Raw genomic sequence first — 12,359 nt, 5'->3', positions numbered from 1 at the left:
CCTCTGCGTCATGACCACGGCCCTGGACGTCCGCAGGTTGTTCAACGTCACGCAGGAGACCCGCCTCCACTTCAACCACTGGTACGGCAAGCGGAAGCACGTCGTCGAGCACGTCATGGCGCACCGGGCCGCCGCGATCCACCGGGTGACCGTCGACGAGGTGGAAGCCGCGTGCCGCAGCGCGCCGCCGCCCGGCCCGACCGACGTGCCGGAGATCCGGGACTGGCGGCCCGACTTCGCCTTCGCCCACGTGGCCCACCACGTGGTGGAAGTCCTTGGCCGATTACCCTGCTGGCCCGAGTTCCGCGAGTTCTGCGAGGCCGACGAGCGGGCCCGGGCGATGCTGTGGACGCCGGCGCGCGAGGTGATCGCCGAGGTGGGGGCGGCGGGCCGTGAGGCGCTGCGCAACCGCGTCGTGTCCGACTTCCTGGGGTTCCTGCGCGACGTCCACGTGCTGGCCGTGCTGCGCGGGCACGGGCTCGACGTGCGCGTGCACCCGTTGGCGGACACCGTGTTCAAGGTGGACGCGTGGGTGGAGCGGCTGATCCTCAACCCGCGCGGCGGCCCGCAGCGGTCGGAGGCGCTGCTGGTGCACGCGATGCCGCCGTTCTTCTTCAGCGATCTGGGGATCACCGAGTTCACGCGGGTCGGCGCGGCCCTGCTGCCGTCGCGCGCGCAGCTCGACCGGGCGGCGCGGAGGCTGCGGGACGTGCTGCACCCGGCGTGAGCCATCATGGCCGGGTGCCGAACCTGGAGACGACGGACGACGTCCGCGCCCGGATGAGCAAGCAGCGCTCCCGCGACACGGAGATCGAGGTCGCGTTGCGGCGTGAGCTGCACCGGCGCGGCCTGCGCTACCGGGTGCACCAGCGGCCGGTGCGCGCGGTGCGGCGCGAGGCGGACGTGGTGTTCGGGCCGGCGAAGGTCGCGGTGTTCGTGGACGGCTGCTTCTGGCACGGGTGCCCGGAGCACGGCACGTGGCCCAAGCGCAACGGCGAGTTCTGGCGCGCCAAGATCGAGGGGAACCAGGCCCGTGACGCGAACACGGACCAGGTCCTGGCGGACGCCGGGTGGCTCTCGGTGCGGATCTGGGAGCACGAGGACCCGGTGGTCGCGGCGAGTCGGGTCCAAGCCACGGTGCTGGAGCGGCGCGGTCGGCTAGCCTGATCGCGTGCTGTCCATGATCGACCTGTTCGCCGGCTGTGGCGGCATGACCGCGGGGTTCGCGGCGGCGGGCGGCTACCGCCCGGTGATGGCGGTCGAGTGGGACCTGCACGCGGCGGCGACGTACGCGGCGAACTTCGGCGAGGACCACATCCGCTGGTCGGACATCGCGTCCGTGCCGGACGGCGAGATCCCCGAGGTCGACCTGATCGTGGGTGGTCCGCCGTGCCAGGGGTTCTCGAACCTCGGGTCGAAGGACGTCAACGACCCGCGCAACTCGCTGTGGCGGGAGTACCTGCGGTTCGTGCGGCAGGCCCGGCCGGCGGTGTTCGTGATCGAGAACGTCGACCGGTTCCTGGCGTCGACCGAGTTCGCGCTCCTGCAGGCCGAGACCGAGGGCTACGAGCTGAGTTCCGGCATCCTGCACGCGGCCGATTTCGGTGTGCCGCAACGACGTCGGCGGGCGATCGTGATCGGTTCCCGCATCGGGCGCATCCCGCTGCCCGCGCCGACCCACCCGCGCGACCGCTGGCACACCGTGGGCGACGTGCTGCGCGGCCTGCCGGAGCGGCCGGTGACGACGACGTTGCCGAACTCGGTGGTGGAGTTCTTCGGCCGTCCGCTGCCCGGCCCGTTCAAGAGCCCGGAGCTGCACATCGGCCGCAACCCCACGCCGTTGTCGCTGGAGCGCTACCGCCACATCCCGCCCGGCGGCGGCCGGTTCGACCTGCCGGTCGAGCTGCTGCCGCGGTGCTGGCGGGAGAAGAAGACCGGCACGACGGACGTGATGGGTCGGATGCGGTGGGACGAGCCGTCGCTGACCATCCGCACCGAGTTCTACAAGCCCGAGAAGGGCCGGTACCTGCACCCGCAGTGGGAGCCCGGCGAGCACGGCCACCGCGTCGACCGCCCGATCACGCACCTCGAAGCCGCGCGCCTGCAGAGCTTCCCGGACACCTTCGAGTGGTGCGGCTCGAAGATCGAGGTGGCCAGGCAGATCGGCAACGCCGTGCCGCCGTCCCTGGCGCGGGCCATCGCCGAGCACCTGAAGCCGTACCTGACGGGTGACGAGCCGACCGCGCCGACGTGCCCGCTCTGCCGCTGACCCGGAATTGTCGTACCCCTCCGCTAACGTCATCAGCATGACGACAACCACGTACGAGAACTCGGTCCGCATCGGCACGACGACCTACCAGGTGGTGGCCACCGCCGACCCGGAGCTGGCGCTGAACCTGACCGGCGTCGACACGTCCGGCGCCCTGGTCGCCGAAGGCGCCCTGCGCCTGCCCGCCGACGCCGGCGCGCGGATCGGCAAGCTCCTGGCGCAGGTGCTCGAAGCCTTGGGCAAGCTGAGCGGCCCACCGTCCACCCCGGCCCGCGACCGGCCCGCCAACGCGAACCAACCGTGGACGGAAGACCTGGACGACGCCCTGCGCGCCGACTGGCTGGCCGCACCGCACGGCACCCCGACCGCCGAGCTGATCAGGGCGTTGGCGAAGAGGCTGGAACGCTCCCCCACGTCCATCAGGTCCCGCCTGGCGAAGGTCGGCTGCGACCCCGACGTGCCGGGCCGGGCGCTGTCCGACCAGGCCGCCGAGGTGTTGCGCGTTCAGGGTCGGGATCAGGGGCGGGTCAGGGGAACGCCCGATTCGGGGGGTGAGGTGGCGGGGTGAGGCTGGTGGTGGACGCGTAGGACGGGGAAAGGACCTCTCGTGGAGATCACCGGGCTCATCTCGGCGTTGTTCATCGGTGTGCTCATCGGTGGCCTCGGTCGGCTCGTCGTGCCGGGCAAGCAGCGCATCTCACTGCTCATGACACTGCTGGTGGGTGTCGTGGCGGCGCTGGTCGGCACGTTCGCGGCGTCGGCGATAGGTGTGGCGAACACGTCGGGCGTCGACTGGATCGAACTCGCCCTCCAGGTCGGCCTGGCCGGTGTCGGCGTGACAGCGCTGACGAAGTCCCGATCCCGCCAACCGCACTAACCACCACCTGTGGGCCGGTGGGCGGCCACCCACCCAGCCGCCCTCCCCCTTCACCCACCCCACCCAGTTCTGGCTGCGGGACCGCCCCACGCCACCCTGGCTGCCCGGTCCCGGCCGGCGACAGCTCAGGTCGCCACGATCGGCTCTCAGCGGCGGACGGGTCGTCGGCCTTGACCCGAGCGGTGGTCGGCGCCGGGTTGCGGCCGCGGTGGGGCATGAATCCTGGCCGGCAGCGGTGGTCGGGCCAAGTGACGGTGCCGGTGGGGCATTGCCCCTCGTTGCCGGCAATCCGGGCGGCGGAAACCGCAGCGGCGGCAGTCCGGGGCGGCAGTCCCGGGCGGTGGTGGGTGGTCGCGGTTCCGGGCGGTGGTGGGTGGTCTGGGGCTGGGGGGTGGTGGCCTCGGCGGTGGTGGGGGTGGGTGGACCCGGGTTGGGGGTGGTTTGGGTTTGGGCGCATAGTGCTGTGCGTGTTGGTGCTGCACGCCCTGGGCGTGGCTGGTGGTCGCGTCGCGTGGTGGGGTGAGGACTCGCGGTTGCCGGCGCGGGTCGTGGGGCGGTTGCCGCGGAGTGCGGTGGGGCATCCGTTCGCGGTTCCTGGCGAGGCGTTGGCCGCGTTGGTGGGCGGCGGGCGGGTCGGGACGCTGTCGGTTCGGCTGCCGTCCTACGCGGCCGGGCCGGGTGAGTCGCCTGAGCTGGTGCGCGAATCGGTGAGCGCTCGGCGTGGGGCGCTCCGCTGGCGCGAGTGGGTGGTTCCCGTCGTGTGGGTGGACGGGCCGCTGCCCGAGGCGTTGCCGGACTGCCGGGTCGGGGCGTCGGGGAAGTTCCTGGCGGACGTCCTCGCCTTCGGGCGCGACCTGGTGCGGCGGGGGCGGGTGCTGCCGTCCATCGACGGTGACGGGTGCGCCCGGTGGCGGACCGCGTTGTCCGGGGTGGACTCGGTTCGGTACGCGGCGCTGCGGGCGAGCATGCCGCCCTCGTTCCCGGGTGGTGACGGGCCGGGCGACCTGGTGATGGAGGTGCTGGATCGGGCGGTCGACCGCGACGTTCGGGCTTCGCTCACGGGCACGTCGGTGAGCGGGGACGACGGGGTGGTCGGGCGGTGGCTGGCTGCGCTGGTCGGTGATCCGCGGATGACCGGGGAGGTGGGGGCACTACGGGGGAAGGTGGCCGCTTGGCGGGCCAGTGGGCTGCGGGACAGTCCGGTTCGGACGTGCTTCCGCCTCAGCTCACCGGACCAGGGCGGCGCGGCCAAGGACGGCTGGCGGGTCGAGTTCCTGCTGCAAGCGGTGGACGAGCCGAGTGTGGTCGTCACCGCGGAACAGTTGTGGCACAAGCAGGATGCCGTGCTCCGGCGGTGGGTCAGCCGACCGCAGGACGTGCTGCTGGGCGACCTGGGGCGGGCCGGACGGCTCTACCCGGCGCTGGACCGGGCGCTGTCGGCCAAACGACCGGTCGAGCTGGAACTCGACGTCGAAGGCGCGTACGACTTCCTGAACCACGCGGCGCTGTTGGCGGAGGCCGGGTTCGGCGTGATGCTGCCGTCGTGGTGGCGCCAGCCGCACCGGCTCGGGTTGCGCCTCAACGCGACCAGCCGCGGCACGGCGGGCGAGGTCGCCAAGGAGAGCGAACTCGGGCTGAAGGTCCTGGTCGACTACCGGTGGGAGCTGGCGGTCGGCGACGAGCGGTTGACCGAGGGCGAACTGCTGTCGCTCGCCGCCGCCAAGGTGCCGCTGATCCGCGTCCGCGGCCAGTGGGTGCACGTCGACCCGAAGCGGCTCGCCGCCGGGCTCGCCTTCCTCAAACGCGGCGGCGGGCAGATGACGGCGGCGCAGGTTCTCCTGCACTCCGGCCTGCACCCCGACGACGCGGACCTCCCGTTGCCGCTCAACGGGGTGGAGGCCACGGGCTGGCTGGGCGACCTGCTGTCCGGGGAGGCCGACCACCACGTCGAACCGGTCGAGCAGCCGCCGGGGTTGGTCGCCGAACTGCGCCCGTACCAGCGGCGAGGGCTGGCGTGGTTGGCGTTCCTCGACCGGCTGGGACTGGGCGCGTGCCTGGCGGACGACATGGGGCTCGGCAAGACCGTGCAACTGCTCGCGTTGGAGGCCCACAACCGCCGGCACGGCAAGCGGCTGCCGACGTTGCTGGTGTGCCCGATGTCGGTGGTCGGCAACTGGCAGCGCGAGGCGGCGCGGTTCACGCCGGGGCTGGAGGTGCGCGTCTACCACGGCGCGGACCGCGCGCTCGACGTCGCGTGCGACCTGGTGATCACCACGTACGCCGTCGTCGCGCGGGACGGAGGGAAGCTCGCCGACGTCTCGTGGGACCGGATCGTGCTGGACGAGGCGCAGAACATCAAGAACAGCTCGACCCGGCAGTCGCGCGTGGTGCGGTCGCTGCCCGCGCGGCACCGGGTGGCGTTGACCGGCACGCCGGTGGAGAACCGGCTGGCCGAGCTGTGGTCCATCATGGACTTCGTCAACCCCGGCGTGCTGGGCACGATCAACACGTTCCGCGCCCGGTTCGGCGTGCCGATCGAACGGCACCACGACGAGGACGCGGCCGTGCGGCTGCGCCGGATCACCGGCCCGTTCGTGCTGCGCAGGCTCAAGACCGACCCGCGGGTCATCAGCGACCTGCCGGACAAGATCGAGGTCAAGCAGCTGTGCACGTTGACCGCCGAGCAGGCGTCGCTCTACCAGGCCGTGGTGGACGACATGCTGGCCCGGATCGCGGAGGCGGAGGGTGTCAAGCGCAAGGGTTTGGTGCTGGCGACGATGTCGCGGCTCAAGCAGGTGTGCAACCACCCGGCGCAGCTCCTCGGCGACGGCTCGCGGATCGCCGGGCGGTCCGGCAAGCTCGCCCGGCTGGAGGAGGTGCTGGAGGAAGCGCTCGCGGACGGCGACAAGGCGTTGTGCTTCACGCAGTTCACCGCGTTCGGGTCGCTGGTCGTGCCGCACCTCGCGGCCCGGTTCGACACCGAGGTGCTGTACCTGCACGGCGGCACGTCCAAGCGGGCGCGGGACGAGATGGTGCGGCGGTTCCAGGACGAGGACGGGCCGTCGATCTTCGTGCTGTCGTTGAAGGCGGGCGGCACGGGCCTCAACCTGACCGCCGCGAACCACGTCATCCACCTCGACCGCTGGTGGAACCCGGCGGTGGAGGACCAGGCGACCGACCGGGCGTTCCGCATCGGCCAGCGCCACCACGTGCAGGTGCGGAAGTTCGTGTGCGTGGGCACGCTGGAGGAGCGGATCGACCGCATGATCGAGGAGAAGCGCGGGTTGGCGCAGCTCGTGGTCGGCGCGGGCGAGGACTGGCTGACCGAGTTGTCGACCGGCGAGCTGCGCGAGCTGTTCGCCCTGTCCGGGGAGGCCGTCGGTGACTGACCGCCACTCGCCCGAGCGCCCCGACCCCCGCGAACGGGACGACCGCCGCGACCGGCACGACCCCCGCGACCGGCACGACGCCAACGACCGTCACGACGTGGGCGACCGGCACGACCGGGTGGGCTGGCACGGTTCGCGCCCGCCGTCCCGCACGCCGTCGCGCCCGATCCGCGTCGAGGGCGGCCTGACGTTGCGCAGCAAGCGCGGCGACGTGGCGCAGACGTGGTGGTCGCGCCGGTTCGTCGAGGTGCTGGAGTCGTTCGGCATGGGCGGCCGGCTGAGCCGCGGCCGTGCGTACGCCCGCACGGGCCAGGTGATGAGCCTGTCGCTGTCGACGAGCCTGGTCGTGGCGCTGGTGACGGGCACGCGTCCCGAGCCGTACCGGGCGCGGATCGGGGTGCGCAAGTTCAGCGATGACGACTGGCGGCGCATCGAGCACGCGTTGGCGGACCGGGCGATCTTCGCCGCGAAGCTGCTGGCGGGCGAGATGCCGCCGGAGATCGAGGACGTCTTCGCCGACCTCGGCCTCACGCTGTTCCCGAGCACGATGCGGGAGCTGTCGATGGACTGCACGTGCCCGGACTGGGAGGTGCCGTGCAAGCACCTCGCCGCGACCTGCTACCTGCTGGCCGAGTCGTTCGACACCGACCCGTTCGAGATCCTGGCCTGGCGCGGGCGGTCGCGAGAGGACCTGCTGGACCGACTGCGCGAACTCCGCGCCCCGATCCCAGCCGAGGCCGGGGTCAAGGCCGAGGAACCCCGCCGCGCCGCCGCCGCGCCACCGAAGGACTCGCCCGACTCCTTCCACGCCTTCTGGACACGCCCGCGGGCGCCCGAGGTGGTGCCGGACGTCGCCGAACCGACCACCCGCCGCCCGGACACCCTGCTGGACCAGCTGGAACCCCTCGTCGTGGACGGCCGCCCGGTGACCGACGACCTCCGCCCCCTCTACCGGGTGATCACCAAGCCACCCCAACCCCAGTAGCCGCACCCGCGCGCCCGAACCAGCCACCAGCCCCACCGTCGCGCCCAAGCCGGCCCGGTCCGGCCGCCGGCCGCACGGGTCAGCCGCCGGCTACCGAGGGCAGGATTTGCACCTCCGCGTTCGGGGTCAGTTGGGTGTCGGGGCCGGACAGGCGGCGGCATTCTTCGCCGTCCACGTAGAAGTTCACGTAACGGCGCAGGCCCGACTGCTCGTCACGCAACCGTCGGTCCAAGAGGGGGTACTGGGCGGCCAGGTGGTCGAGCAGGGCGCCCAACGTCGCGGGTTCCGGGAGGTCCACGTCCAGTCGGCCCTGGTTGCCGGCGGTCTGGCGGAGGGGACCTGGGATCAGGACTCGCACTCGCACGGCGCTCACACCTCCGCGGCGCGCACGCACACCACGTCGGGCAGGTGCTCGGCGATCCGCTGCCACGACTCGCCTTCGTCGGCGCTGCCGTACACCTCGCCGGAGCGCGATCCGAAGTAGACCCCGGCGGGCTCCGCCGCGTCCGTGCACATCGCGTCACGCATCACGGCCGTCCAGAAGCCGTCCGGCAGCCCGTTGCGCAGCGCCTCCCACGACGACCCGCCGTCCTGCGAGCGGTACACGGCGCACTTGCCGCCGGGCGGGAAGCGGTCGCCGTCGGCGGTCAGCGGGAAGTTGTAGATCACGTCCGGCCGGTGCGGGTGGTTGACCATGGGGAAGCCGAAGTCGGCGGGCAGGCCGTCGGCGATCGACGTCCACGTCGCGCCCGCGTCGTCGGACCGGTAGACGCCGTGGTGGTTCTGCAGGAACAACCGCTCGGGCGCGGACGGGTGCCGGCTGACCTTGTGCACGCACTGCCCGAACTCCGGGAACGGGTCCGGCAGGAAGTACGCCTTGATGCCGGTGTTGGAGGCATCCCACGACGACCCGCCGTCGAACGTCCGGTACACGCCGCCGGTGGACATCGCCACGGTCACGCGCAACGGGTCGGCCGGGTCGGGCAGCACGGTGTGGATGGCCTGCCCGCCGAACCCGGCCTCCCACTGCTCGCGGTGCGGGTGCTTCCACAGGCCCTCGACCAGCGAGTACGTCCGCCCGCCGTCCTCCGAGCGGAACAGCGCGGACGGCTGCGTGCCCGCGTACACGACCTCGGGGTCGGGCGTCAGCGCCAGCTGCCACACGCGTTCCAGCGAGGCGCCCTCAGGGAACGCGATCGGCGCTTGGTCCGGCTCGTCCCACGTGGCGCCGAGGTCGTCGCTCGTCAGGACGGTGGGGCCGAAGTGCGAGCTGGTCGTGCCGACGAGCAGGCGAGGGCGGTCGCGGCGGTTGTCGATCGCGATCGCGTAGACCTCGGTCATCGGGTGGTGCGGTCCGTCCAGGCTCCACGACGTGCGGTCTTCGCTGGTCGCGAGCCAAAGACCCTTGCGGGTGCCGATGGCGAGCAGGTGCATGGCTTACTCCTCGGTCCTGTGACGCGCAGCACGTTACGCGCGACCCCCGACAATCGCGTCCGGAGCGACGGGCCGGACAAGTTACCGACTGGTAGCGTGCGGCGGCGACGAAGGGAGAACCCCGGTGCTGTTCGACCCGAACACCTACGACCCCGCCCACTTGGACGACGAGAGCAGGCGCCTGCTCCGCGCGACGATCGACTGGTTCGAGGAGCGCGGCAAGCGGCGGCTCATCGCCGACGACCAGGCGAAGGTCTGGTACACCGAGTTCCTGGACTTCGTCGCGCGCGAGAAGCTGTTCGCCACCTTCTGCACTCCCCGCTCCGAGGCCGACGGCGCGCCGGACAAGCGCTGGGACGCCGCCCGCAACGCCGCGTTGAGCGAGGTCCTGGGCTTCTACGGCCTCCAGTACTGGTACGCGTGGCAGGTCACCGTCCTCGGGCTCGGTCCGATCTGGATGAGCGACAACGCCGTGGCGCGCAGGAAGGCGGCCGAACTCCTCGACGGCGGCGCGGTGTTCGCGTTCGGACTGTCCGAGAAGGAGCACGGCGCGGACGTCTACTCGACCGACATGGTGCTCACGCCCACCGGCGACGGCGGGTTCACCGCGACCGGCGGCAAGTACTACATCGGCAACGGCAACGTCGCCGGCATGGTCTCGGTCTTCGGCCGCCGCGCCGACGTCGAGGGCCCGGACGGGTACGTCTTCTTCGCCGTCGACTCGCAGCACGAGCGGTTCACGCTGGTCAAGAACATCGTGGACTCGCAGATGTTCGTCAGCGAGTTCCGCCTGGACGAGTACCCGGTGACGGCGGACGACGTGCTGCACACCGGCCCGGACGCGTTCAGCGCCGCCCTGAACACCGTGAACGTGGGCAAGTTCAACCTGTGCACGGCGTCCGTCGGCATCGCCGAGCACGCCTTCTACGAGAGCATCACCCACGCCCACAACCGCGTCCTGTACGGCAAGCGGGTCACCGACTTCCCCCACGTCCGGCAGAGCTTCGTGGACGCCTACGCCCGGCTCACCGCCATGAAGCTGTTCGCCGACCGCTCGGTGGACTACTTCCGCAGCGCGTCCCCCGAGGACCGTCGCTACCTGCTGTTCAACCCGATCACCAAGATGAAGGTCACCAGCGAGGGTGAACGGGTCATCGACCTGCTGTGGGACGTGATCGCGGCCAAGGGGTTCGAGAAGGACACCTACTTCTCGATGGCGGCCCGCGACGTCCGCGCGCTGCCCAAGCTGGAGGGCACGGTCCACGTCAACCTGGCCCTGGTGCTCAAGTTCATGCCGAACTACCTTCTCCAGCCGACCGAGTACCCCGACGTCCCGACCAGGCACGACCCGGCGGACGACGAGTTCTTCTGGCACCAGGGCCCGGCCCGCGGCCTCGGGCGGATCCGGTTCCACGACTGGGAGACCGCCTACCGGGACCACGCCCGCGTGCCGAACGTGGCCCGCTTCCACGAGCAGGCGGGGGCGCTGCGCACCCTGCTCACCACCGCCGCGCCCGACGACGGGCAGCAGCGGGACCTGGACTTCCTGCTCAACCTCGGCCACCTGTTCACGCTGGTCGTCTACGGCCAGCTGGTGTTGGAGCAGGCCGCGATCACCGCTCTGGACGACGACGTGCTCGACCAGGTCTTCGACGTCCTGGTGCGCGACTTCTCGGCCTACGCGGTCGCGCTGCACGGCAAGGCGTCGTCCACCGAGGCGCAGCAGGAGTGGGCGCTCGCGCAGGTGCGCAAGCCCGTCGTGGACCGAGGCCGCTTCGAACGGGTGTGGGACGCCGTGGCTGCGCTGTCCGGAGCATACGAAATGCGCCCATAAGCGGATCGCGCTCGGGCGGTGGCGCGTTCACCACCGCCTTAGCGGCAAAGCCGCAGGTAAGCGATTAAGTACGGCCGGTAGGCCCTCACCCGGCACGGGCAATGGCACCAATCACGGCCACTCCGAGTGGACGGCGGCGACCACGGCACGTGGGCCAACGCCGTCCCGATCGGCGTCCCGACCGGTGAGCCGCGTCTTGACTGGTGGGGCACACCGGTGTTTCGTCGTCAGCTACCGACGAACCGGAGGGAATCGCGCGCATGACCGCGTCCAAGGCACTGCGGGCCCTGCGGGAGGCGATCGTGCTGGAACTCCTCGAGTCGGAGAACGAACACGAGTTCGACGCCGCGGTCGGCACGTTCGACCACCCGCGCTGTGAGATCGTCGCGACCGGGCAGGTGTTCGACGGCCGGGCCGAGGTGGCGGGCTACTACGCCCGCGTCCGGGAGGCGTTCCCGGACCAGCGGAGCACGCTCGTCGCGCTCCACCACGCGGACGACGCGGTGATCGTGGAACTGGAGCTGCGGGGCACCCACCTGGGAAGTCTCCGCGGCGAGGAGCCCACGGGACGGCCGTTCCAGGTCCGCACGACGGCGTTCTTCGTGTTCGACGACGCGCGGCTGGTCGGCAAGCGCGTCTACGGCGAGCAGGTCGGCGCGGCCCCCGCGTTGACCACCTGAGGGTCAGACGATTCAGGCCGCCACCCCCGCTGGAGGGGGTGGCGGCCCGAAAAGATCCAGGTCCTGGTGGTGACCCGGATTAGGTCAGAGCGGTCGAACCGCCTGCGCCTGCGGGCCCTTCTGGCCCTGGCCGATCTCGAACTCCACCCGCTGGTTCTCTTCCAGGGTGCGGTAGCCGTTGCTCTGGATCTCCGAGTAGTGCACGAACACGTCGGCGCCACCGTTGTCCGGGGAGATGAAGCCGAAGCCCTTCTCCGCGTTGAACCACTTGACGGTGCCCTGAACTGCCATCTTGCTACTTCTCCTCTAACAGGTGCCGGATCGCGCTTGCGACCACCGGGTCAGCTAGGGCCCCGGCCCCTCCTGGCGAGGAAAGTTCGGCGCCCGCAACTCCGTTCCGCGAGCGTGGTGGAACACGAACACAGAAAGGTACGACCGAAGACAGTCAACCATGAGATCCCGCCGGCAGTCGAGCGGAAGAATGCGGCGAGTCGCACTGCTACCGTCAGCGAGGTCGCGATCACAGGGGGTTTCCCGTGCCTGAACCGCTGCTGGTCTCCGTCGCCGCCGCGATCGCCTCGCGGGCCGTGGCCGGGCTGTACGAGCTGGTCCGCGCGAGGTTCGCCGACGACCCCGCCGCCACCGCGACCCTCACCGCCGCCGAGGGCGCGGCCGAGGGCTCGCCGCGGGTGGCGGCGTTGGGCGCGGCGTTGGAGCAGGTCACCGAGGTCGATCCCGGGTTCCGCGCGGCGCTGCTCTCGCGCCTGGAAGCGTCGCGGACCGGCCGGGTGACGAACCAGATCACCGCCACCACGGTCCGGGGGAACGTGCTGCAAGCGGGCGACGTGCAGGGTGGCGTGAACTTCACCTGACCCCGACGGGTGAAGATGG

General features: G+C 71.5%; 13 protein-coding genes. 10 read left to right on the top strand and 3 right to left on the bottom strand.

Going from position 1 to position 12,359, the window contains the following annotated elements:
- The first annotated feature begins 10 nt into the window (after positions 1-10).
- From ACRAKH_RS05975 to ACRAKH_RS05945, 7 genes are all read left to right on the top strand, one after another.
- Positions 11-727: a hypothetical protein gene (locus ACRAKH_RS05975; RefSeq protein ID WP_380722549.1), complete on the top strand. Its 717-nt coding sequence runs from the start codon at positions 11-13 to the stop codon at positions 725-727.
- Between the two features lie 53 nt (positions 728-780).
- Positions 781-1,167, top strand: coding sequence for a very short patch repair endonuclease (locus ACRAKH_RS05970; RefSeq protein ID WP_380722588.1), 387 nt, complete (start codon positions 781-783; stop codon positions 1,165-1,167).
- A gap of 13 nt (positions 1,168-1,180) precedes the next feature.
- Positions 1,181-2,269, top strand: a complete 1,089-nt coding sequence (locus ACRAKH_RS05965; RefSeq protein ID WP_380722586.1) for a DNA cytosine methyltransferase — start codon at positions 1,181-1,183, stop codon at positions 2,267-2,269.
- Positions 2,270-2,306: 37 nt separating this feature from the next.
- On the top strand, positions 2,307-2,837 hold the full coding sequence (locus tag ACRAKH_RS05960) for a hypothetical protein (RefSeq protein WP_380722547.1): 531 nt from the start codon (positions 2,307-2,309) through the stop codon (positions 2,835-2,837).
- Positions 2,838-2,876: 39 nt separating this feature from the next.
- Complete coding sequence (locus ACRAKH_RS05955; RefSeq protein ID WP_380722545.1) at positions 2,877-3,146, top strand: GlsB/YeaQ/YmgE family stress response membrane protein; 270 nt, start codon at positions 2,877-2,879, stop codon at positions 3,144-3,146.
- A gap of 467 nt (positions 3,147-3,613) precedes the next feature.
- On the top strand, positions 3,614-6,535 hold the full coding sequence (locus ACRAKH_RS05950) for a DEAD/DEAH box helicase (RefSeq protein ID WP_380722543.1): 2,922 nt from the start codon (positions 3,614-3,616) through the stop codon (positions 6,533-6,535).
- Positions 6,528-7,520 (top strand): SWIM zinc finger family protein, encoded by a 993-nt coding sequence (locus ACRAKH_RS05945; RefSeq protein ID WP_380722541.1) that lies wholly within the window; start codon positions 6,528-6,530, stop codon positions 7,518-7,520. The genes ACRAKH_RS05950 and ACRAKH_RS05945 overlap by 8 nt, the downstream gene beginning before the upstream one ends.
- Positions 7,521-7,599: 79 nt before the next feature.
- On the opposite strand, the gene ACRAKH_RS05940 is transcribed toward ACRAKH_RS05945, so the two are convergent.
- On the bottom strand, positions 7,600-7,884 hold the full coding sequence (locus ACRAKH_RS05940; RefSeq protein WP_380722539.1) for a MoaD/ThiS family protein: 285 nt from the start codon (positions 7,882-7,884) through the stop codon (positions 7,600-7,602).
- A 5-nt stretch (positions 7,885-7,889) separates the two neighbouring features.
- Positions 7,890-8,954: a WD40/YVTN/BNR-like repeat-containing protein gene (locus ACRAKH_RS05935; protein ID WP_380722537.1), complete on the bottom strand. Its 1,065-nt coding sequence runs from the start codon at positions 8,952-8,954 to the stop codon at positions 7,890-7,892.
- A gap of 124 nt (positions 8,955-9,078) precedes the next feature.
- Between ACRAKH_RS05935 and ACRAKH_RS05930 the strand changes: the two genes are divergently transcribed.
- Both ACRAKH_RS05930 and ACRAKH_RS05925 read left to right on the top strand, forming a co-directional pair.
- Positions 9,079-10,788: an acyl-CoA dehydrogenase gene (locus tag ACRAKH_RS05930; RefSeq protein WP_380722535.1), complete on the top strand. Its 1,710-nt coding sequence runs from the start codon at positions 9,079-9,081 to the stop codon at positions 10,786-10,788.
- Between the two features lie 260 nt (positions 10,789-11,048).
- Positions 11,049-11,468 (top strand): ester cyclase, encoded by a 420-nt coding sequence (locus ACRAKH_RS05925; RefSeq protein WP_380722533.1) that lies wholly within the window; start codon positions 11,049-11,051, stop codon positions 11,466-11,468.
- A gap of 84 nt (positions 11,469-11,552) precedes the next feature.
- On the opposite strand, the gene cspE is transcribed toward ACRAKH_RS05925, so the two are convergent.
- Entirely contained in the window at positions 11,553-11,759 is a 207-nt protein-coding gene (gene cspE, locus ACRAKH_RS05920; protein ID WP_015098655.1) for a transcription antiterminator/RNA stability regulator CspE, read from the bottom strand.
- 245 nt (positions 11,760-12,004) lie between these two features.
- Between cspE and ACRAKH_RS05915 the strand changes: the two genes are divergently transcribed.
- Positions 12,005-12,340: a hypothetical protein gene (locus ACRAKH_RS05915; RefSeq protein WP_380722531.1), complete on the top strand. Its 336-nt coding sequence runs from the start codon at positions 12,005-12,007 to the stop codon at positions 12,338-12,340.
- The last annotated feature ends 19 nt before the right edge of the window (positions 12,341-12,359 follow it).

The sequence above is a fragment of the Saccharothrix hoggarensis genome (assembly GCF_052936025.1).
The sequence above is the reverse complement of the archived record's forward strand: the minus strand, read 5'-3'. Positions and strand labels throughout refer to the sequence as shown.